The sequence below is a fragment of the Cyanobium sp. Aljojuca 7D2 genome, from assembly GCF_024346415.1.
In the GTDB taxonomy this organism is placed as follows: Bacteria; Cyanobacteriota; Cyanobacteriia; order PCC-6307; family Cyanobiaceae; genus Cyanobium_A.
Window position 1 is genome coordinate 126691 of the sequence record NZ_JAGQCX010000005.1, and the last position, 19053, is coordinate 145743.

21 protein-coding genes are annotated in these 19053 nt (G+C 69.3%); 9 read left to right on the forward strand and 12 right to left on the reverse strand.

Annotated features, from left to right (window positions below; all coding sequences use genetic code 11):
• The first annotated feature begins 2 nt into the window (after positions 1-2).
• Positions 3-260: a DUF3146 family protein gene (locus KBY57_RS07265; protein WP_094559151.1), complete on the forward strand. Its 258-nt coding sequence runs from the start codon at positions 3-5 to the stop codon at positions 258-260.
• Here the strand turns inward: KBY57_RS07265 and KBY57_RS07270 are convergent.
• The 3 genes from KBY57_RS07270 to ntcA are packed head-to-tail and all read right to left on the reverse strand — an operon-like array spanning position 238 to position 2702.
• On the reverse strand, positions 238-699 hold the full coding sequence (locus tag KBY57_RS07270; RefSeq protein WP_254995204.1) for a resolvase: 462 nt from the start codon (positions 697-699) through the stop codon (positions 238-240). The two genes, KBY57_RS07265 and KBY57_RS07270, sit on opposite strands and share 23 nt — an antisense overlap.
• On the reverse strand, positions 696-1913 hold the full coding sequence (locus KBY57_RS07275) for a DUF3084 domain-containing protein (RefSeq protein WP_254995205.1): 1218 nt from the start codon (positions 1911-1913) through the stop codon (positions 696-698). Before KBY57_RS07275 ends, KBY57_RS07270 begins: the two co-directional genes overlap by 4 nt.
• A gap of 48 nt (positions 1914-1961) precedes the next feature.
• Entirely contained in the window at positions 1962-2702 is a 741-nt protein-coding gene (gene ntcA, locus KBY57_RS07280; RefSeq protein ID WP_094559154.1) for a global nitrogen regulator NtcA, read from the reverse strand.
• Positions 2703-2962: 260 nt separating this feature from the next.
• Here ntcA and KBY57_RS07285 point away from each other — a divergent pair, with 260 nt between their 5' ends.
• Both KBY57_RS07285 and dcd read left to right on the forward strand, forming a co-directional pair.
• Positions 2963-3583, forward strand: a complete 621-nt coding sequence (locus tag KBY57_RS07285) for a cob(I)yrinic acid a,c-diamide adenosyltransferase (protein WP_254995206.1) — start codon at positions 2963-2965, stop codon at positions 3581-3583.
• Positions 3583-4176: a dCTP deaminase gene (dcd, locus tag KBY57_RS07290; protein WP_094559156.1), complete on the forward strand. Its 594-nt coding sequence runs from the start codon at positions 3583-3585 to the stop codon at positions 4174-4176. The genes KBY57_RS07285 and dcd overlap by 1 nt, the downstream gene beginning before the upstream one ends.
• Here the strand turns inward: dcd and thyX are convergent.
• Together thyX and KBY57_RS07300 are read right to left on the reverse strand one after the other, a co-directional pair.
• The gene (gene thyX / locus KBY57_RS07295; RefSeq protein WP_254995207.1) at positions 4173-4898 is read right to left on the reverse strand and encodes an FAD-dependent thymidylate synthase; all 726 of its coding nucleotides are present in this window, start codon (positions 4896-4898) and stop codon (positions 4173-4175) included. The genes dcd and thyX overlap by 4 nt on opposite strands.
• Before the next feature lie 20 nt (positions 4899-4918).
• Positions 4919-5515 carry a thioredoxin domain-containing protein gene (locus KBY57_RS07300; RefSeq protein ID WP_254995208.1) on the reverse strand — a complete coding sequence of 199 codons (597 nt, stop codon included), beginning with the start codon at positions 5513-5515 and terminating at the stop codon, positions 4919-4921.
• Positions 5516-5623: 108 nt separating this feature from the next.
• Between KBY57_RS07300 and KBY57_RS07305 the strand changes: the two genes are divergently transcribed.
• Together KBY57_RS07305 and KBY57_RS07310 are read left to right on the forward strand one after the other, a co-directional pair.
• Positions 5624-6037 carry an NIL domain-containing protein gene (locus KBY57_RS07305; protein ID WP_254995209.1) on the forward strand — a complete coding sequence of 138 codons (414 nt, stop codon included), beginning with the start codon at positions 5624-5626 and terminating at the stop codon, positions 6035-6037.
• A complete protein-coding gene (locus KBY57_RS07310) occupies positions 6037-6510 on the forward strand; it encodes a hypothetical protein (RefSeq protein ID WP_254995210.1) in 474 nt (157 codons plus the stop codon). The genes KBY57_RS07305 and KBY57_RS07310 overlap by 1 nt, the downstream gene beginning before the upstream one ends.
• Here KBY57_RS07310 and KBY57_RS07315 read toward each other — a convergent pair.
• Positions 6507-8498 (reverse strand): lytic transglycosylase domain-containing protein, encoded by a 1992-nt coding sequence (locus tag KBY57_RS07315; RefSeq protein ID WP_254995212.1) that lies wholly within the window; start codon positions 8496-8498, stop codon positions 6507-6509. The two genes, KBY57_RS07310 and KBY57_RS07315, sit on opposite strands and share 4 nt — an antisense overlap.
• Before the next feature lie 65 nt (positions 8499-8563).
• On the opposite strand from KBY57_RS07315, the gene KBY57_RS07320 reads away from it, so the two are divergent.
• Both KBY57_RS07320 and glmM read left to right on the forward strand, forming a co-directional pair.
• Complete coding sequence (locus KBY57_RS07320) at positions 8564-8779, forward strand: hypothetical protein (RefSeq protein ID WP_254987981.1); 216 nt, start codon at positions 8564-8566, stop codon at positions 8777-8779.
• Positions 8780-8827: 48 nt separating this feature from the next.
• Positions 8828-10228 carry a phosphoglucosamine mutase gene (gene glmM, locus KBY57_RS07325; RefSeq protein ID WP_254995213.1) on the forward strand — a complete coding sequence of 467 codons (1401 nt, stop codon included), beginning with the start codon at positions 8828-8830 and terminating at the stop codon, positions 10226-10228.
• Here glmM and KBY57_RS07330 read toward each other — a convergent pair.
• Genes KBY57_RS07330 through KBY57_RS07345 form a run of 4 tightly spaced genes read right to left on the reverse strand, consistent with a single transcriptional unit; the run spans position 10225 to position 14540 of the window.
• Positions 10225-11244, reverse strand: a complete 1020-nt coding sequence (locus KBY57_RS07330; RefSeq protein ID WP_254995214.1) for an N-acetylglucosamine kinase — start codon at positions 11242-11244, stop codon at positions 10225-10227. The two genes, glmM and KBY57_RS07330, sit on opposite strands and share 4 nt — an antisense overlap.
• The gene (locus KBY57_RS07335; RefSeq protein ID WP_254995215.1) at positions 11219-12541 is read right to left on the reverse strand and encodes an IctB family putative bicarbonate transporter; all 1323 of its coding nucleotides are present in this window, start codon (positions 12539-12541) and stop codon (positions 11219-11221) included. The genes KBY57_RS07330 and KBY57_RS07335 overlap by 26 nt, the downstream gene beginning before the upstream one ends.
• A gap of 14 nt (positions 12542-12555) precedes the next feature.
• Positions 12556-13245, reverse strand: coding sequence for a tRNA (guanosine(46)-N7)-methyltransferase TrmB (trmB, locus tag KBY57_RS07340; protein WP_254995246.1), 690 nt, complete (start codon positions 13243-13245; stop codon positions 12556-12558).
• 2 nt (positions 13246-13247) lie between these two features.
• Positions 13248-14540 carry an FIST N-terminal domain-containing protein gene (locus KBY57_RS07345; RefSeq protein WP_254995216.1) on the reverse strand — a complete coding sequence of 431 codons (1293 nt, stop codon included), beginning with the start codon at positions 14538-14540 and terminating at the stop codon, positions 13248-13250.
• Between the two features lie 36 nt (positions 14541-14576).
• Between KBY57_RS07345 and KBY57_RS07350 the strand changes: the two genes are divergently transcribed.
• Positions 14577-15230: a DUF3177 family protein gene (locus KBY57_RS07350; protein ID WP_409996419.1), complete on the forward strand. Its 654-nt coding sequence runs from the start codon at positions 14577-14579 to the stop codon at positions 15228-15230.
• A 9-nt stretch (positions 15231-15239) separates the two neighbouring features.
• Positions 15240-15551 (forward strand): hypothetical protein, encoded by a 312-nt coding sequence (locus KBY57_RS07355; protein WP_254995248.1) that lies wholly within the window; start codon positions 15240-15242, stop codon positions 15549-15551.
• 4 nt (positions 15552-15555) lie between these two features.
• Here the strand turns inward: KBY57_RS07355 and KBY57_RS07360 are convergent, their stop codons facing one another.
• Both KBY57_RS07360 and ileS read right to left on the reverse strand, forming a co-directional pair.
• Entirely contained in the window at positions 15556-16083 is a 528-nt protein-coding gene (locus KBY57_RS07360; RefSeq protein WP_254995217.1) for a cupin domain-containing protein, read from the reverse strand.
• Positions 16080-19028, reverse strand: a complete 2949-nt coding sequence (gene ileS, locus KBY57_RS07365; RefSeq protein ID WP_315859778.1) for an isoleucine--tRNA ligase — start codon at positions 19026-19028, stop codon at positions 16080-16082. Before ileS ends, KBY57_RS07360 begins: the two co-directional genes overlap by 4 nt.
• Between the last annotated feature and the right edge of the window lie 25 nt (positions 19029-19053).

Below are 19053 nucleotides of genomic sequence, written 5' to 3' on the forward strand. Positions count from 1 at the left end.
CCATGGCGCGCCTTCCCTCCACCACGGCCCAGCTGCGGGTGCTGCACCAGAGCTTCAGCCAGCGGGTGCTGGAGGGGGAGGTGAGCGCCGGTGGCTATCAGTGGAGGTTTCGTTGGGCCTTCGATCGCGGTGAGCTCAGCGTGGAGCCGTCGTTGGGCCGGGCCCTGATCCAGGACGCCCTGCTGCGCTATCTGCTCAAGGTGGATTACCAACTGGAGCCAGGAGGCGACTATGCCTTCACGGTGCGGGCTCGCTTCTGAGGCCCTGCAGGCAGCGGCGCACCTCCGGAGTGGGCCGCTGCAGCCGTAAGCCGCTGTGACGCTCCACCAACAGCTGGGCCACCACATCGTCGATGTCGCGGCGGGGCAGCCGCAGACCTGCCGGCAGCAGCCGCCACCAACCGCTGGCTGGATACAGCTCCCAGTAGCGATCGCGGGCGGCCAGGGTGCTGCCGTGCTCGTCGACCAGCTCCAGCTCCAGGGCCAGTGCGGCCAGCTGGCCGCGCCAGGTGCCACTGCTGGTGCCGTTGCCCACCACCACCCGGGTCAGCCCCTGGTGTTGCCAGGCCTGGAGCTGGGCCCGACTTGCCTCGGGGGGCAGGATCGCCGCCTCCAGAACGAGGGCTTGCGCTAGATCGGCCAGCACCAGGCCACATTTGCTGCGGCCGGGATCGAGCCCCGCGATCAAGCCCGCCGTCATGGCCGTCGGGGGCCTGGGCCATCGCCGGCCGGCGCGCCAGGTCGCAGCCAGCGCACGTCCACCGCAATCGGGTCGGGGGTGTCGGCATCGCGCACGACCAAGGCTTCCAGTTGCGCCACCTGGCCCGCTGGCCTTTCGCTCAGATCGCGGCCCAGTTGGCTCAAACGGGCCGCATCAAACTGCAGGCCCTCCGCAACGGTGCCCTGGCGTTGGGCCTTGGCATAGGCCGCCGCCAACAGCAGGTTGAGCCGGCGATTGATCGCTTCCAGGCTGCTGAGGTCGCCTTCGATGGTGGTGCTGGCCAACACCTCGCCGGCCTTGACGACAGCCCGGTTTGGGCGGAGGTCGGGGAAGGCGAGCACCTGGCGCTCACCCCGCAACACGTTGGCGGCCGACAGGATGCTCACCACCCAGCTGCCGGGTTTGGCCAGGAGGCCTTCCAATTTGGCGATGTCGCTCTTGGGCACCAGCAGGATTTGGCGGTCGACCGGTTGGCCAGGCAACACCCGCCGGAACGCGGTGAGGTTGGCTTGCTGCAGCAGGGCCGTGATCACGGAGCTTGCCTGCTCGGGCCGCTCCAGGGTCACCTTGGCGCTGGCCAAGGTCTGAGCGCTGGTGATCACCACATCGCCGCGGCGCAGGGCAATCAGGTTGCTCTCCAGATCCTTGAGTTCTTGGGCGCCTGCGGCAATGCGGCGGTGCACCTGGGCCAGTTCGGTTTCGGTGCGGCGGATGTCAGCGTCGCGGGCTTGCACCTCACGGCTGAGCCGGGTGCGTTCCACCTCCAGGCTGTTGCGTTGGGCAACCAGCGGAGCCAGTTCCTGACGCAGCTGATTGGCCCGGGCCTGGGCCTGTTCGAACCGCTGTTGCGCATCCCGTTTCCCCTGTTCGGCCCGGTTGAGCTCTTGCTGGCTGGTGGCCAGTTGGGCCTGACTGCTGGCCAGCTGGCGACGGCTGCTCTGCAGACGATCCTCCAGCCGATCGAGCTCGAACAGACCCGTGCGCAGGCGCTCACTGACCAGCAGCATCAGCCCCAGCGAGACCGCGCTGATCAGGCTGCCGGTGAGCACCGTGATCAACACCGCGGTGCGTCGGGGCCTCAGCTTGAACAGACTGAGGCGCGCCTTGCCAACCCGGCTGCCCAGCCGGTCACCAAGGGTGGAGAGCACTCCCCCCAGGGTCAGCAGCGCCAAGATCAGCAGCCAGCCGGTCACGTGCGTCTGCGAACGGGCCCCAGTATCCCTGCCCCTCAGCCGAAGCGCTCAGCTGAAGCGTTTGGCCAGGGCAATCGGGTCAAAGACGGTGATTTTCTTGCGGTCGATCTGCACCAGGCCGTCGTTGCGTAGATCCCCCAGTAGGCGGGTGATCGTGACGCGCGTGGAGCCGATGGCTTCGGCGATGGCCTGGTGGGACAGGCGCAGATCGATGGTGATGCCCTCGCTGCTGGGAACGCCGAAGTCGCGGCAGAGCACCAGCAGAAAGCTCACCAGCCGCGAGCTCATGTCCCGGTGGGTGAGGGTTTCGATCATCGTTTCGGTTTGCAGGATCCGTGAGGAGAGGCCCTGCAGCAGCAGCAGCCCGACGCTGGCGTCCTGCTCGATGGCGCGCCGCACCGAGGTGGCTGGAGCGGTCACCATCTCGACCCTGGTGAAGGCCACTGCGTGATAGAAGCGGTCTGAGCGCTGACCCGTGAGCAGGGACAGCACCCCAAACAGACTGTTTTCCCGCAGCAGGGCCACGGTGATTTCTTCGCCGGATTCGTAGACGCGCGAGAGCCGCACCGCGCCGCGGCGCAGCAGGTACACCCGTTCGGCTGGATCGCCGGGGAAAAAGATCGTTTTGCCCCGTTCGATCGTCTCGACGCTGCTGCCGGCCAGCCCGCGGATCACCTCCAGCAGGGTGGGACTGGCCTGGCCAGCGCTGCCCATGCCGGCCACCACCCCTGGGGCCCCGGTCGATGGGGTGGCGGCGGTACGGCTGAATCCGTGGGTGGCGCCAACCATCGTGGCTTAGGCAAGTGGCCGGACCCTAAGGATCACCCGGGGGTGCCCCTGTAGCAACGCACACGATTTGCCGTCGCCTTGCTGTTGCCCCTGGCTGGTTTTGGGCGCAGCAGTACGGATGTTTCCACCAGGGATGGTGTCATTCGCTTGTGGAACGGTCCGATCCCGCTACATTCAGGTCCTCGGGGGGCGCAGCCGCGACTCCCCTGGTGGGGTGTCGCGTCCCCGTTCGTCCTGCCCCTTGTCCTGACTCGGTGTCCATGACCGCCAGCTTGCCCGTCCCAGGTCTGACCTCCGGAACCGGAGCGGGTTTTCCTGGGGTCCAGCACGCTCCCCAGCGCCCGGGCCATCGCCCCCTGGCGGCGGTCTCTCCGGCTCCCGTGCTCCGTTTGGTGGCCCAGCAGGAGGGCCTGCTCCAGATCCACACGGCTCCGTTCCGGGGCAGTTTCGGTGCGGTGCTCAGCCAGGCCTTGCGCACCGCCGGGCTGGGCAGTCGGGTGCTGGTGAGCCAGTTTCTCAAGGGTGGCGTGGATCAGGGGCTGGAGAGCAGCCTTTGGCTTTGTGGCCGTCTGCAGTGGTTGCGGCCCGGGGTGCCCGCCTGCCTCTCGGAGCGGGCCGCCGACCAGGATCAGGAGTCGGTGGAGGCGGTGCGCCAGGTGTGGGCCTTCAGCCGTGAGCAGTTGCTCAGTGGCGCTGTGGATCTGATGGTGCTCGACGAGCTGGGTCTGGCGGTGGAGCTGGGCTACATCAACAAGGCCGACGTCGTGGCCACCCTCGATCGCCGGCCGGCCCATCTGGATGTCATCCTGACCGGTCCGGCCATGGCTTCTGAGCTGATGGCGATGGCCGACCAGGTCACCCAGCTGCGTCGAGGTCTCTAATGCTCAAGAACGATCGCTGGATTAACGAGCAGGCCGCTGCCGGAATGCTGCAGCCTTTCCAGTCGAGCCTGGTGCGTCACCTGGATCCCGACACCGCCAGCTCGCCGGTGCTCAGCTACGGCTGCTCGTCCTATGGCTACGACCTGCGGCTGTCGGCGAAGGAGTTTCTGATCTTCCGGCACGTGCCCGGCACAATCATGAACCCCAAGAGGTTCAATCCGGCCAACCTTGAGCCAGCGCCCCTGCATGAAGATGAAGATGGCGCCTATTTCATCCTGCCGGCCCATTCCTACGGGCTAGGGGTGGCGCTGGAGAAGATGAAGGTGCCACCCAATATCACCGTGATCTGTCTGGGCAAGAGCACCTATGCGCGGCTTGGCATCATTGTCAACACCACTCCTGCAGAGGCCAGCTGGGAAGGGCACCTCACCCTTGAGTTCAGCAACTCCTCCGGGGCTGATTGCCGGATTTACGCCAACGAAGGCATTTGCCAGTTGCTCTTCTTTGAGGGCGATCCCTGCGAAACCACTTATCAAGATCGGGCCGGCAAATACCAGCACCAGCCCGAGCGAGTCACCCTCGCCCGCATTTAAGGCGCCAGGCGAGCCTTATGCAGCCGGCTCTTCTCATACCAGTCGGCGAATTGGGGCGTCCAGGTTTGCAGATGGGGCCACATCAGGTCGCAGAGCTCGCGGATTTCCTGCTGCGCATCGAGCTTGGCCCGTAGGTCGAGGAAGTGCAGGAAGGCCCGCAGGGTGAAGCTCACCACGAAGTGCTGGCGGTAGTCGAAGGGCAGGATGCCGCGCGCGTGCTCCTCAGCGAAGCCCGCCGCCAGCAGGTCGCGGTAGCGCTCCGCCGCCGCCCGGCAGAGATCTAGATCCACGGCCCGCTGCTCGTCGGTGTAGGCGTATTTCTTGCCCTGTCGGTCGCTGTAGCTGCAAACCGGGCGGAGGTAAAACACCTCCTCCAGCTCCAGCTCGCCGTTGGCCGCCTTGCAGATGCGATCGCCCGTGTAGCGCATCGACTGCACGTCAAAGCTCACCCCCACCCGGTGCGTGCGCGCCTGCTGCATCACCGAGTGGGGAAACCAGCCCACGTTGAGCACGATCTGGGCGTGCTCCAGGGGGCCGTAGTGGCCCCGCTCTCCGGCCAGCAGCCGCTTGATGCAGATCTCTCCCGCCTTGGTTTCGTCCGGCCAGTTGGCGGAGTCTGCGGCGACAAACCCCTCGCTGTAGTCCTGGTGCATGCCGGCATACACGCACTGCTGGGGGTTGGGCGTGGCGGCGATCAGGGCGACGCGGAAACGGGGATCCATGGCGGATTTCAGGGGGGAAATTAGGCGTGGCTGCGGGGTCCGGCCATCGTGGCAGCCTTTGGCGCGCCTGCAGCGACTTCGCCCTCCGTGACGTCGACGCTGGTGTTGGGGGTGGCATCGAGGCTGCTGACGGCGCCCATGCCGGCCAGGGCGGGTAGGGGTTCGCCGGCGATCAGGGCGCTGCTGAGGGCTTGCAGTTCTGCTGTGCTGCGGGCACCGATCGAGCGGCCCACGGGAGTTCCGGCGGCATTGAACAGTTCAAGCTGGGGAATGCCGTTGACATCGAAGCGCTCCAGCTCCGGCTGCCAGCGGGGGTTGTCGACGTTGAGCAGCACCACATCCAGCTCCCCTCGGTGTTGGGCTTCGATCGTCTCCATGGCCGGCGCCATGCTGCGGCAGGCCTCACACCAGTCGGCGTAAAACTCCACCACCGTCGGCTTGCCGTTGCGCAGGGCCACGGGCAGATCGAGCGACTGGCGCGCCAGGCGCTCCAGGGGCGCTTCGGGGTGCAGGCCACCCCGAAACCACACCAGGCCAGCCGCCAGCAGCACGGCCAGCACCAGCAGCAGCAGGCGTTCGCTCGGGCCTAAGCCGGGGTTTGGGGAGGGGCTGGTCATGGCTGCAGGCTGCGCAGGGCGCACTGAGGGAGCGTGGCTGCACTTTGCCAGTGCTTGCTAGCGTTTTGCCTGAGGTGAATCGGCCTTGTTCGTCCACCGGCCTTCCCTGTGAAACGGCGCCTCACCCTGCATTTCCCCCGCGAAGCGGTGCACCTGCCGATCACCTATCGGCTGGCCGTGGATTTTGACGTTGCTGCCAAGATCCTGCGGGCTCAGATTGCCCCCAACCAGAGCGGCACCATGGTGGTGGAGCTCTCGGGCGACATCGACGAACTGACGGCCGCAGAGGCTTGGCTGGAGAGCCAGGGGCTGGGTCTCAACCGGGCGCCGGGGCAGATCGCCATCAACCGCGACCGATGTGTCGATTGCGGCCTGTGCTCCAGCGTTTGCCCCAGCGGCGCCCTCAGCCTGCGTCAGCCCGCTTGGCAGCTGCACTTCGATGCGCAACGCTGCCTGGTCTGTGAACAGTGCATTCCGAGTTGTCCTCTGGATGCCATTGCCCTGGTGTTGGCTCCCCCGTGATGGCCATGGTGCGTCTGCTGCTGTTGCCCCTGCGGGCACCGATGCTGCTGGTTCTGGCGGCCATCGCGGTCTACGAGGGGCTGCAATGGAGCCAGCCGCTGGAGGGAGCCGCTGCCTCGGGGATGGGGCAGTTGTCCAGTTTGTTCTGGTCGCTCGATTGCCTCCACGCCCTGCTGGTGGTGGTGGTGTGCACGATGCCCGATCTGCTGTTGCAGCGGATCTCCAACGTGATGGCGGCCAGCCGGGTGATGAGCCTGGTGATCACGTTGCTGATCGTCACGGTGGGGGGCCTGTATCTGCTGCACCTCAAGGTGCTCACCAGCGTGCTGATCCTGGGTTCGACAGTGCTGCTGGCCCGCCTGGATCTGGCCCGGGTGCGGGTGGCACCTCCACCCCTGGTCCTGGCCGGGTTCCTGGGGGGGCTGGTGCTCGCGGGGGCCGGCGTGGGCCGTTGGCTGGCCAGCAGCGGTTAACAGCCCGGTGTGGGCCGTTGCTGGAAGCTCCATAGGTTGCCGAGCACCTTTTTGACGTAGAGCCGGGTTTCGGGATAGGGGATCGCTTCGATCCAAAGCTCGGGTTCCTGCTGCAGCTGGGGGTTCACCCAGCCGGCTACGGCGCCGGGGCCAGCGTTGTAGCTGGCGACCATCAGCACGGGGTTGCCCTGCCATTGCCCCAGCAGTTGCTTCAGGTAGAGGGCACCGAGCTGGGCATTGCGACTGGGATCGCGTAGGGCGTCGGGCCCCAGCGCACCCCCGGCCAGTTCGGCTGCGGTGTCCGGCAGCAGTTGCAACAGCCCCACGGCACCGGCGCTGGAGCTCACCCCAGGGCTGAAACGGGATTCCTGCTTGGCCACGGCGGCCAACAGGGTTGCTGGCACCGCCGCGGCCGTGGCGGCTTGCTCCAGCTCCGCCACAAAGCTGGGGGTCTGCAAACTGCGCTCCAGTTGCTGCGCCAGCCCGCAGGACTGACCTGCGGGAAGCCGCAGGCTGGCCTGCTCCAGTTGCCCCAGGCCGATCCAGTGGTCGCCCACGGCGCGGCGCAGCCGGCCTTCCAGCAGCAGCTCCCGCGGGGTGCGGGGGGGGAGGGTGCGGCCAGTGCGCCAGTGCTCCCAGGCCTCCAGGGGTTGGTCGAGGCGCCACAGCCGATCGAGGTTGGGATCGCCGCTGGCCAGGGGCTGCCAGCCGGGCCGTACCAGGGCGGGGCTGCGGCGTGGATCGAGGCTGAGATCCCCCTGGCCGAGCCGCACAGCGGCCCGCCAGCCGTAGTAACCCTCGGGATGGCGCTGGAGCAGGCGGGTCCAGGTGCTCTTGGCCTCGCTCCGCTGGCCCTGTTGCCATTGGCTGAAGCCCAGCCAGAAGCGCTGGCGGCCCGCCAGTCCCACCGGCAGCGCACGGTCGATCGGTGCGCTCAGCAGCGCCTCGGCCGTGGCCCACTGGCGCTCCAGCAGGGACCTCCGGGCCCGCTGCCACTGCAGCTCCCAGCTGGCTGGATCGGCGGGCCAGCGCTTCAGCACCGCCAGCACGGCCCCGGTGCCCCGGGACTCCAGGGCCCGCCGGGCCTGCACCGGGGCGGTGTTCTGCAGGCTGGCGGGTAGCGCGGCGAGGGCCTGCAGGCTGCTTGGCCCGGGTTGCTCGCTGAGCAGGGCCACGGCCTCGCGGGCCTGGGGGGAGCCCGGCACCGAGTGGGCCAGCTGCAGCAGCCGGCCCTGGGCCTGGGCCTGCTGGGCGCTGCCGCCGCTGAGCAGCGCCTTGGCCAGTGCCAACTGGGTGGCGAGGCCGGGCTGGCTGCCGTTCAAGCAGGCCAGGGCGGCTTCCGCATCGCCCAGTTGCGCCAGGCCGCCGGCTAGTTGGTCGCGCTGTTGGGGTGTGGGGGCGGCAGTGGGTTGCCGGCAGGCCTGGCGCAGCTGCACTGCAGCGCCGGGCCAGCGCACACCGTGGCGGGCCAGGTGCAGGGCGCCGTCGCGGCGCGTCTCGGCGGCCGGGCCCGCTTCCACCGCGGCTGCCAGGGCCGCTGGATGGGCGGCGAAGCGCTGGCGCAGGTCCTGGCGGAGCTGGGGTTGGTCTCGGCCGAGGGCGTAGAGCGCATCGGCAGCGGCCGGCGTCTTGGGGAAGCGTCGCAGTAGTTGCCGCCAGCGCTGCTGGGCGGCTTCGCGGCCTGCCAGCGCTTCGGCGGCCAGGGCATCGCGCTTGAGCACCAGCGCGGCGAGGCCATCGCGGCCCCAGCCCTGGCCGCGCAGCAGCTGGCGCACGCGCGCCGGGTCCTCCCCCTGGCGGCCCAGCAGCAGCAGGTTGGCCTCCCGGCGCCGCGCTGGATCGGGGGAGAGCCGGCTCAGGCGCTCCAGGTGGGCCGTGGGGGTGTTGGGGTCCGGTGCCGGGAGCTGGTTCAGCAGGGCCCGACCGCCCACCAGCGCAGCGCCGCTCCCCAGGCAGGTGAGGGCCAGCAGCAGGGGGAGGCGAGCCAAGGGCAACTGCGGCACGGCTTTTGCATTCTTCGCCATTCTGGAGAGGTTCGGATTTGGCCTTGCTGGTGCGCCTGCCCCCTCTGCCCCCCTATCTCTCCAGCCTGCCTGGCGCCGAGCAGCGGCTGCGGGCGTTGCGGGTGCTGGCGGCGGCCGGATTGGTGCTGTTGCTGCGCCCCTGGTGGCCGCTGATCTGGCTGCCGGGCTGGGTGGTGGGACTGCTGCTGCTGTGGGCCGTATGGGAGCTGCTGCGCTGGATCTGGTGGCCCCGGCGCTGGCGTTGAGGGCTCTCGCCAGTCCACGTAGCCTGGGATCCTTCGCGGCACCTGCCCATGGCCGAGCTGGCTCCCCATCCCGTCGGCCATCCCCTGCGGGGTGGCGTGGCTGGCTTCGGCACCGATGGCATCCGCGGCCGCGTCGGCAGCCAGGTGAGCCCAGCGTTGGCGTTGCAGGTGGGCTTCTGGTGCGGTCAGGTGCTGCCCGCCGGCGCGCCGGTGCTGATCGGCATGGATTCCCGCAGCAGCGGACCGATGCTGGTGGCGGCACTCACCGCTGGCCTCACGGCCGCGGGCCGGGAGGTGTGGACCCTGGGCCTCTGTCCCACGCCCGCGATTCCCGGTGCGATCCGGCGCCTGGGGGCGGCCGGCGGGCTGATGGTCTCAGCCAGCCATAACCCCCCCCACGACAACGGCATCAAGGTGTTCGGCGCCTCCGGCGCCAAGCTCAGCCGCGGCCAGCAGCGGGCGATTGAAGCGGGGCTGCAGGGTGTGGGCGGGGGACCCGGTGCTTCGGGTGGCTTCAGCGGCACCGGTGTCGTGCTGGATCGCCACGATCTGCTGGCCGACTACCAACGCGCCCTGCTGGCCAGCGTTAGGGGCCGCCGGCTGGAGGGGTGTCGGATTGTGCTCGACCTCTGCTGGGGTTCGGCGACGGCCTGCGGCGAGGCGGTGTTCCGCGCCCTCGGAGCTGAGCTCACGGTGCTGCACGGCCAAGCCGATGGCGAGCGCATCAACGTGGGGTGCGGCAGCACCCACCTCGAGCCCCTGCGGCAGGCGGTGGTCGAAAACGGAGCCGCGATGGGCTTTGCCTTTGATGGCGACGCCGACCGGATGCTGGCGGTGGACGGCCAGGGCCGGGTGGTGGATGGCGACCAGATCCTTTACCTGTGGGGATCGTCGTTGCTGGCGGAGGGGCAGCTGCCGGCCAATCGCATCGTCGCCACGGTGATGTCGAATCTCGGTTTTGAGAGGGCCTGGCAGGCCAAGGGCGGCGTGCTGGAGCGCACCGCCGTGGGTGATCAGTACGTGCACCAGGCGATGGAGCAGATGGGGGCGGGCCTGGGCGGTGAGCAGTCGGGCCATATCCTCTCGGCCCGTCACGGCATGAGCGGTGACGGCCTGCTCACGGCCCTGCAGGTGGCCACCCTGCTGCACCGCTCCGGCCAGAGCCTGGCCGACTGGATGGACAACAGTTTCCAGCCCTATCCCCAGACCCTGGTCAACGTGACGGTGCCCGATCGGCAGCGGCGTCAGCAGTGGCAGCAGTGCGACCCCCTGCGACAGGCCGTGGAGGCCGCGGAGGCGGCCATGGAGGGCCGAGGCCGGGTGCTGGTGCGGGCCAGCGGCACCGAACCGCTGTTGCGGGTGATGGTGGAGGCGGCTGAGCAGCCGTTGGTGGATCACTGGGCCAGCCAACTGGCCGCTGAAGCCGAACGGCACCTGAACGCGGCCTAATCCGCGGCCCCATCCGCGGCGGCGGATGCCAGGCAGTCGCGGGCCAGGGCGAGGGCGCCGCTGCAGGCATCTCCAGCTGGCGTCAGCAGCTGGGCGCCGGGGCAGCGAAGCTCCAGGGCGGCGGCCAGCCGGGTGCACAGCAGGGGCAGGTGGTCGAGGGCACCACCCATGGGCCACACCGGCGGTGCCTCCAACTGCAGGCGTTGGCTGATGGTGACCACCATCTGGGCCAGCGCGAGCGCCGAGCGCTCCACCACCGCCGCGGCGGCCGCATCACCCTCGCTGGCGGCGGCCACCACCAGGGGGGCCAGGCGGGCGAAGCCCGCAGCGCCGAAGTTTGGTTCCACCACCTTGGCCTTGATCGCCTGGGCAGCGTGGGGATCGTCTGGGTGCACGTCCAGCCCGGCCCACATCCGGGCGCGCAAGGGTGAGTCGGGCCGGCGGCCATCCGCTATCTCCAGGCTCAGGGCCAGCCCATCGCGGCCGATGTCCATGGCGGAGCCAGCCCCATCGAGCAGCCAGCCCCAGCCGCCGCAGCGGTGCTCCAGGCCGGCCGGGTTGCGCCCCACGGCGATCATGCCGGTGCCGCTAATCACCACGATGCCGCCCCGGTGGCGGCCCATGGCGCCGCGCAGGGCCGTGCGCTCATCCCCGGTGACCACCACCCGCGGCAGGGGCAGCCCCAGGGCCTCGGCCGCCAGCTCGCGGGCGGCAGCTTGCACCGGAGCGCCCACCTCAATGCCGCTGGCCCCGATGGCGGCCGCCAGCAGGCGGGTGGGCGGTGGCGCTGTGCTCGCGGCGCCGAGCTGGCTGCGGGCCTGGGCCCAACTCGCCTGCAGGGCCTGGCTGAAGCGGGCGGGGCCAGCGGGGGCGGCCAGATGACAGACCCCGGGCCCCTGACCTTCGGCCAGCACCGCATCCCCGTCGGCGTCGCTCAGGCGACAGGTGGTGTGGGTTTGGCCGGCATCGAAGCCGGCGATCAACCGCAGTTCAGCCACGATCGCGAGCAGCTCCATCTCCTGCAGCTGTCCCGGCCGCCAGGGTGGCGACGCAGAACCAACCGATCAGTTGCACCTCGGGCCGGAAAAAGATCGTGTCGGTGAGTCCCTGCACGCCGAGTCCGGCGATCACGGCGATCACGGCCAAGGCCGGCAGACTGAACACCCCATCGCCGCGCCAGAGGCCGATGGCGGTGCGCAGGCTCGCCACCAGCAGGCCGATACCCGCCAGCAGCCCGGGGATGCCGGCCTCGACCGCCAGCTCCAGGGGAATGGAGTAAGCGCTGAGGGCGTTGAACTTGGGTTGCTGGAAGAGCGGATAGATCTGGTTGAAGGCGTCGTTGCCGGGGCCGATGCCCAGCCAAGGGCGGGCCTGGATCATGTCCAGCGCCGCCAGCCACACGTTGATGCGGAAGTTGTTGGAGCTATCCTGACGGCCGGCAACCAGGCTCATCACCCGCACCCGCAGCGGCTCCACCTGGGTCACCAGCACCACCAGCAGGGCTGCACCGCCGACCAGCAGCAGAAGGGGAACCAGCTTGCGCCAGAGGGGAGGCCAGGCCCGGGTGCGGCGGATGGCGAGCAGCAGCACGATCACAGCGGCTTCCGCCACCAGTCCCATCCAGGCGCCGCGGCTGTAGGTGAGCACCAGGGCCGCCACGCCGAGCACCAGGGCCGTGAGGGCAAACAGTTTGCGTGCCGCCCCAGGCCACCGCAGCAGGGCTACCAGCGCCAGGGGCAGGATTGGTAGCAGGTATCCCGCCAGCAGGTTGGGGTTCTCCAGGGTGCTGTAGATCCGCACCGTGCCATCGGCCACGGAGTTGGGATCGGCCCAGCGGGCCAGCTCGCCGCTGTCGCCGTAAAGCTGGCGAATGCCGATCACGCAGGTCACCAACTCTCCGGCCAGCAACGCCCCCACGATCCGGTCCCACCAGATGGGTGCCGTTGCCAGCAGCTGGCGCATCAGGGCGTACACCCCGAGATAGCTCACCAGCTTCAGCAGCCCCTTGGCGGCGGCCAGGGGCACCGGGGAGAAGCCCGTGGCCAGCAGGGCCAGGGCCAGGATTCCCAGGATCCAGCGATCGATCTCCCCCAGGGGGGCCGGGGGGGTGCGCAAAGCCAGCACCAGCCACAGCAGGCCACTGGCCAGGATCAGCAGGCTGAGGCCGCTGCGGGTCACCAGCGGCAGGCCGGCCATCAGGGCACAGAGCACCAGGCCGGCAATCAGGTGCAAATGCCGCCCGAGGGCCCCGCTGGAAGCGCTTTGAAGCGTGCCCTGCCAGCGCAACAGAACGGGGATGGTGGGGGCGCTCAAGGGCGAAGGTGCCGTCAGGCCGGATTATCGACCCCTTCCAGCAGATCCTCCAGGGTGTCGAGCGGTGGCAGGTTGTGGCCGTTGCGCCGGTAGAGCACTCGGTACACCGGCAGCCCCTGGGCCAGCACGTAGGTTTCGCGCTCGGTCGGCACCGGCAGGGGGTTGTCGGCCCGCCAGGGACGGCTGTCTTCGGGCGGGCGATCGAAGCCGCCAGTGGCCTCGATCAGGTGCACCATCGGCGTGATCACCGCCAGCACATCGCTCTGGATGAACAGCTCCCGCCCTGGGGCCAGGGCCTCGGCCAGGGCCAGCAGCAGGGCGGGCTGCAGCACCCGCCGTTTGTGGTGCTTCTTCTTGAACCAAGGATCCGGAAACTGGATCGAGACCCGCTCCAGCAGTCCGGTGGGTAGGGCCGCCAACCAGTCCTGCAGGCTGATGTTGGCGTTGCAGAAGAGGATGTGCAGGTTGGTCAGGCCCAAGGCCTGGCGCTCGACTTCAGCGGCATCCACCAGGGCCCGGCGGATCTCCACGCCGAGGTGGTTGCGGCCAGGCTGATGCTGGGCCAATGCCAATAGAAAGCGGCCACGGGCGCAGCCGATGTCGAGGTGCAAGGGCTGATCCGGCGAACTGAACAGCTCCGCGGGCGCCGGTAGGGGCCGGGGCTGCTGGAAGAAGCGGCTGAGCGGATTGACGTGCTGGCGCACCATCAGCTGTCTCCGCGCCGAACCAGGAAGGCCAGGCTGGCGGTGTAGCCATGCAGGTGGGTGCTGCCGGCCACCGGCCCGATCTCGCCATTGCAGAACACCCCGGCGATCGGCACCTGGGCAAACGTTTCGCGGCAGAGGCTCACGTCGCCATCGGCTTCGCCATACAACCCTGCGCCCCGGCCGAGACAGGCGAACAGCAGGGTGGCCAGGGGCTCTGGTTGGCGCGCTTGCTGCCGGCCGAGGAGCTGGCGCAGTTCCTGACGGGAGGCGGCGGCATCGCGCAGCTGGAACTGCACCTGTTGACCCACCCGCATGCGTTCGCCCACGGCCACGGCCCCATTGCGAGGATCCACGCCGATCAGGTTGCGCACCAGGAAGGCCGTGGGGCCGTCAGGTTCTGCGCGCTCGAGGCTGAAGCTGCTGCGGCCGACCCCCAGAAACAGGGAGTTCTTCACCAGCTCCCGCTCTTGGGGGCTGAGCTCGGTGAGGATCGCCTGCAGGGCGGCCACCGGGCTGCGGCGGGCCTGGCCCTGGCTCACTTCCAGCACCACATTGCGCTGGGCTTGTTCGACATCGAACACCGGGCCGATCGGGCGACAGCCCTGGGCCACGACCGGATCGAGCTGCCAAGCGCCGCCGATTAGGCAGCCGACCGCTCCCCGCACGACCTGGCCTTCGAACAGCAGGGAGCCGTGGGGGGCGCTGTGCTGTCCGGCAATGCCGCCGAGTTTCACCGCCTCCGGAGCGGCGTAGTCCAGGCCGCTGATCAGATCGTTGATGCGGGAGCAGCTGGGATCCACCAGCAGCAGCATCGAGGGGCTGGACGCTGGGGTGGCTGAGGGGAGCGCTGGTTCCGGCACGCCCAGCAAGGCGCGCCAGGGATCGGCCGGGCCATCCAGGTCGGGCAGGGTGTCGGTGTCGATGGCAAAAGGCTGGAGCGTGGCGCCGGGCAGGTGCAGCAGGGTGACGCTCAGGGCCGGCTTGTTTTCCAGCTCATGGGGGGCTCCGGAGGGGTCGGTGCCCACAACGCCACCACCCAGGCAGCCCAGCCAGTGCGCGGCCTGCAGCTGCTCGCGCAGCAGGGGCAGCAGCCGCGGCAGATCACTGGCGTAGCTGGCCGCGGCAAACACCAGGGCCAGATCCGCTGGGCCTGCTCCGCGCAGCTGGCGGGCAATGCTCTCCACCGCTGCCTGCAGGGAGGTTTCGGTGGCCAGGGCGGTGCGGCACCAGGCCTGGTCGGGCCGGCCTGCGAAGGGGCGGGAGAGCCAGCTGGGCGGTGAAAAGGCGGCCATGGGCTGGACCCTATCGCCCGCCGGGGGCCACGGATAATGGCGCCTTACCGAACCAGCCGCGTGCTCGCCGCCCTGCCCGAACCGTTGTACCGCTCGCTGGTGTGGCTCGATGTCCGCCTGGCCGTCCTGTTCAGCATCGCTTTGCCCCTGGTGCTGTTGATCTGGGCCACCGTGCGGCGCGAGGGCGCCCTGGTGCGGCTGCTGGGCATCTATTGGAAGGTGGCCAGCTTGCTGCTGCTCGCCAACCTGCTGCTCACCGACCGCCGGCCCCTGGGGTTTGTGGTGGCCGTGCTGGCCCAGCTGCTGGTGGTTGTGAGTGTGTGGTTTTGGGTGGATCTCAACGAGGAATTGGCCGATCTGCCGCCCTGGCGCCCCTTGCCCCTGACCCTGCGCATCTGGCGCTGGAGCCTGACGGTCTGGGGTCTGGCGGGGGCGGCCTTCAGTGCCACGGCCCTCCATTGCATGGATGGCGCCGCCATGGGCAAGGCCCAGTGCTCTATTTGGATCCAGCCCCCCCTAGGGCTGCACCGCCACGTGGAAGCCCTGTTTGATTTCGTCTTCGGCGGTGAGTGGACCCCGGCCGTGGCGGCGTTCATTGGCTACGTGGGCCTGGTGGCCTACGTGGTGGGCCTGCTGCAGTGGCTGCTGGTGCGCCTGCCCAAGCAGGGCCGCATCGCTGGGGAGTTCTGAGGGGTGGCGATGGTGGATTCGGCCCTGCTTGCCCAGTTGGAGCTGCTCAGTCGCGATCGCCCCGACCGGGTGCTCCGCTTGCGTGGCCAGTTGCAGGGCGCTGCTGAGGTGGCGGAAGCGTTTGAGCTGGTGATGTTTCGGGGCTTCTCGAGCAGCACCACCCATCCCACGGCCTACGACCCTGATCAGCCGTTGCTGCCTGATGGAGCCGTGATCGAGACGGCTGAACTGCTGCTGGGGCCCCTCAACCCGTCTGCTGAACAGCGGCTGGCTGGTCCGGCTCCGGTGGATGGGTTTCTCGATCCCGCCAGCTGGCTCTGAAGGCTCACAGGCACCCCGCACAGAGGCGTTGCCAGTGCGGGCAGATCCGGCTCAGGGGCTCAGCATGAGCGGCCAGCTGGGCCTGGCTCGCCAGCTCGAAGTCGGCGAAGTCAAATCCGGGTGCCACAGTGCAGCTCACCAGGCTCCAGGCGGCGTCTGGCACAGGCTCGGCTGCAAACCAACTGCCCGCCGGCACCATGTGCTGGGGCTGCACTCCGGCCGACAGGTTGAGCCCCAGGAGGGTGGAGCGTGCCTGGCCAGCCGGGCAGAGCTCATGGATCACCAGCCCAGCCCCCCCGTGGTGATGCCAGAGCTCGTCGGAGGCGACGCGGTGCCAGCACGAGCGCTCGCCCGCTGCCAGCAGAAACAGGATCGCCGTGCTGGCGGCCCTGGGCCCCCGCGGGGTCTTCACCTGTTCGCGGGCCCGGTAGGTCTCGCGGTAGTGACCGCCTTCCGGGTGGGGCTGTAGCTGGAGCTGGGCGATCAGCTCTTCGGCACGGAACCCAGGGCCCGCTGCCGCAGGGCTGTTCATCCAGCCAGCACCGCCACGCAGCGGCCGCAGAGGGTCGGGTGGGCGCTGTGGCTGCCGATGTCGGTTTCGTAGTGCCAGCAGCGCTCGCACTTCTCGCCCTCCGCCCTGGCCACGCGCACGTGCACGCCTCCCTCATTCGCGTCCTCAAGCACCGTCGCCGGCGCCGCACCGCCGATCTGCAGGCCCGACACCAGCAGCCAGTCCGCCAGGTTGTCGACGCTGGGGTGGGCTGAGCCCTCCAGCCAGGCCAGGGCCTCGGCCAGCGGCGCGGCTTCGGCGGTGAGGTCCAGCTGCACCTGCGCTTCCAGCGAAGCACCCAACTGGCCGCTGCTGCGGCAGCTCTCCAGCTGGCGGTTCACCAGGGCCCGCAGCTCCAGGATGGCGGCCATCGGCGTCTCCAGCTCAGGCTGGCGCCATTCCGCGGGCGCCGTCGGCCAGCCCCGCTCAAACACCGAGGCTTCGGCCACTGGGTAGGGCAGGTTCTGCCAGATGTCTTCGGCCATGTGGCAGAGCACCGGCGCGATCAACCCAGCGAGGCGCTCCACCACCAGGCTCAGCACGGTCTGGCAGCTGCGGCGGCGGAACTCCGCGGCCCCGCTCACATACAGGCGATCCTTGGCAATGTCGAGATACACGTTCGACAGATCCACCACGCAGAAGTTCTGCAGCGCCTGGAAGAAGCGGTAAAACTCGTAGCGCTCGAAGTCTCCCGTCACGCTGTCGATCAGGGCGGCGGTGCGCTGCAGCATCCACTGATCCAGAAGCGGCAGCTCGGCGTAGGCCACGGCGTCGCCGCCCTCAGCCTGGGGGCGCGGATCGAAGTCGTGCAGGTTGCCCAGCAGGTAGCGGGCCGTGTTGCGCACCTTGCGGTACACATCCGCCAGCTGCTTGACGATCCCCGGCCCGAGGGGCACATCGGCCGAGTAGTCGACTGAGCTCACCCACAGCCGCAGCACGTCGGCGCCGTAGGCGGGCTCCTGCTTTTCGTTCTTGCCGCCCTCCACCAGCACTGCCGGATCGACGACGTTGCCGAGGGATTTGCTCATCTTGCGGCCCTTTTCATCGAGGGTGAAGCCGTGGGTGAGCACCCGCTTGTAGGGGGCATGGCCGTTGACGGCAACCGAGGTGAGCAGGCTGCTCTGGAACCAGCCGCGGTGCTGGTCGCTGCCCTCGAGATACAGATCGGCGGGGTAGTGCAGACCCCGCTCCTGGAGCACGCCGGCCCAGGAGGAGCCGGAGTCGAACCACACGTCCATGGTGTCGGTGCCCTTGCGCCATTGGCTGGCTTCGGCGGCGTAGGCCTCAGGCAGCAGGCCGGACTCATCGCGCTGCCACCACACATCGGCGCCGTGCTCGGCGATCAGCCCCTGAATGTGGCGCAGGGTGGCTTCGTTGAGCAGCACCTCGCCGCTGTCGCGGTGATAAAACACCGGGATCGGCACGCCCCAGGTGCGCTGGCGGCTGATGCACCAGTCGCCCCGCTCGCTCACCATGGCCTCGATGCGGTTGCGGCCGCTGGCCGGCAGCCACTCCACCGCCGCGATCGCCTCGAGGGCGGCGGCGCGGAAGCCTTCCACCGAGGCAAACCACTGCTCAGTGGCGCGGAAGATCGTGGGCTTCTTGGTCCGCCAGTCGTAGGGGTAGCGGTGCGCGTAGCGCTCCTGCTTGAGCAGCAGGCCTGTGGCCTCCAGGGCCGCGATGATCGTGGGGTTGGCGTCCTTCAGCACGTTGGTGCCGGCGAAGGGGCCGGCTTCGGCGGTGAGAGTGCCGGCCTCATCCACCGGGCAGAGCACCGGTAGACCAGCCTTTTTGCCGGTGTTGAAGTCGTCGACGCCGTGGCCCGGGGCCGTGTGCACCAGGCCCGTGCCCGCTTCGGTGGTGATGTAGTCGCCGCCGATCAGCACCGGGCTGGAGCGCTCCAGCAGCGGATGGCGGTAGACGATGCCCTCCAGATCGGCGCCCTTCACGGTCAGCAGCGGCGTGAGCGTGAGCCCCAGGCTGGTTTCCAGGCCCTCGCGTAGCTCGGCGGCTACCACCAGGTGGCTGGCGGCAGGGGCGGCACCCTCACCGCGTGGGGCCACGGCGCAGATGGCGTAGTCGAGCCGTCCATTCACCGACACCGCCAGGTTGGCGGGCAGGGTCCAGGGGGTGGTGGTCCAGATCGCCACCGCCAGGCCGCCAGCGCCTGTGGCGGCTTCGGCCGGCAGGCCGTTGGCACTGAGCTGGGCCGCCAGGCCTTCGGGCAGCTCCACCACCGGGAAGGCCGCATACACGCTCGGAGAGGTGTGGCCGTCGGGATATTCGAGCTCGGCTTCGGCCAGGGCGGTGCGGGAGCTGGGGCTCCAGTGCACCGGCTTGAGGCCCCGGTAGATGTGGCCGGCCAGCACCATCGCGCCGAACACGCCGATCTGGGCGGCCTCGTAGTTCTTCTGCAGGGTGAGGTAGGGCTGATCCCAGTCGGCCCAGATCCCCCAACGCCGGAAGCCGGCCTTCTGGCCCTCCACTTGCTCCAGGGCGTAGGCGTGGGCCTTCTGGCGCAGGCTCACGGGGGTGAGCTCGGCCCGCTCGCTGCTGCTCAGCCCTTGCAGCACCTTGAGTTCAATCGGCAGGCCGTGGCAGTCCCAGCCCGGCACGAACCGCGCTTTCTTGCCCTGCAGCAGGGCGGTTTTGTTGATGATGTCCTTCAGGATCTTGTTGAGCGCATGGCCCACGTGCAGGGCCCCGTTGGCATAGGGCGGCCCGTCGTGCAGGGTGAAGGCCTCGCCAGGGTTCTGCTGGCTCAGCCGCGCGTAGATCTGCCGCTCGGCCCAGAACGCCTGGATCTCGGGCTCGCGCACCTTGGCGTTCGCCCGCATGGCGAAGGGCGTCTGGAGCAGGTTGAGGGTGTCCTTGTAGGAGATCTGCCCCGCTGCGGCGGTGCTATCGGGGGCAGAGCTGGCGGTCACGTCGCCACAGGGCAGCAAGGGCCGA

Coding starts and splice junctions, on each gene's coding strand:
- KBY57_RS07265 (WP_094559151.1), top strand. CDS start 3: ATGGCGCGCCTTCCCTCCACCACGGCCCAGCTGCGGGTGCTGCACCAG.
- KBY57_RS07270 (WP_254995204.1), bottom strand. CDS start 699: ATGACGGCGGGCTTGATCGCGGGGCTCGATCCCGGCCGCAGCAAATGT.
- ntcA (WP_094559154.1), bottom strand. CDS start 2,702: ATGGTTGGCGCCACCCACGGATTCAGCCGTACCGCCGCCACCCCATCG.
- KBY57_RS07285 (WP_254995206.1), top strand. CDS start 2,963: ATGACCGCCAGCTTGCCCGTCCCAGGTCTGACCTCCGGAACCGGAGCG.
- dcd (WP_094559156.1), top strand. CDS start 3,583: ATGCTCAAGAACGATCGCTGGATTAACGAGCAGGCCGCTGCCGGAATG.
- thyX (WP_254995207.1), bottom strand. CDS start 4,898: ATGGATCCCCGTTTCCGCGTCGCCCTGATCGCCGCCACGCCCAACCCC.
- KBY57_RS07300 (WP_254995208.1), bottom strand. CDS start 5,515: ATGACCAGCCCCTCCCCAAACCCCGGCTTAGGCCCGAGCGAACGCCTG.
- KBY57_RS07310 (WP_254995210.1), top strand. CDS start 6,037: ATGGCCATGGTGCGTCTGCTGCTGTTGCCCCTGCGGGCACCGATGCTG.
- glmM (WP_254995213.1), top strand. CDS start 8,828: ATGGCCGAGCTGGCTCCCCATCCCGTCGGCCATCCCCTGCGGGGTGGC.
- KBY57_RS07330 (WP_254995214.1), bottom strand. CDS start 11,244: ATGGAGCTGCTCGCGATCGTGGCTGAACTGCGGTTGATCGCCGGCTTC.
- KBY57_RS07345 (WP_254995216.1), bottom strand. CDS start 14,540: ATGGCCGCCTTTTCACCGCCCAGCTGGCTCTCCCGCCCCTTCGCAGGC.
- KBY57_RS07350 (WP_409996419.1), top strand. CDS start 14,577: ATGGCGCCTTACCGAACCAGCCGCGTGCTCGCCGCCCTGCCCGAACCG.
- KBY57_RS07355 (WP_254995248.1), top strand. CDS start 15,240: ATGGTGGATTCGGCCCTGCTTGCCCAGTTGGAGCTGCTCAGTCGCGAT.
- KBY57_RS07360 (WP_254995217.1), bottom strand. CDS start 16,083: ATGAACAGCCCTGCGGCAGCGGGCCCTGGGTTCCGTGCCGAAGAGCTG.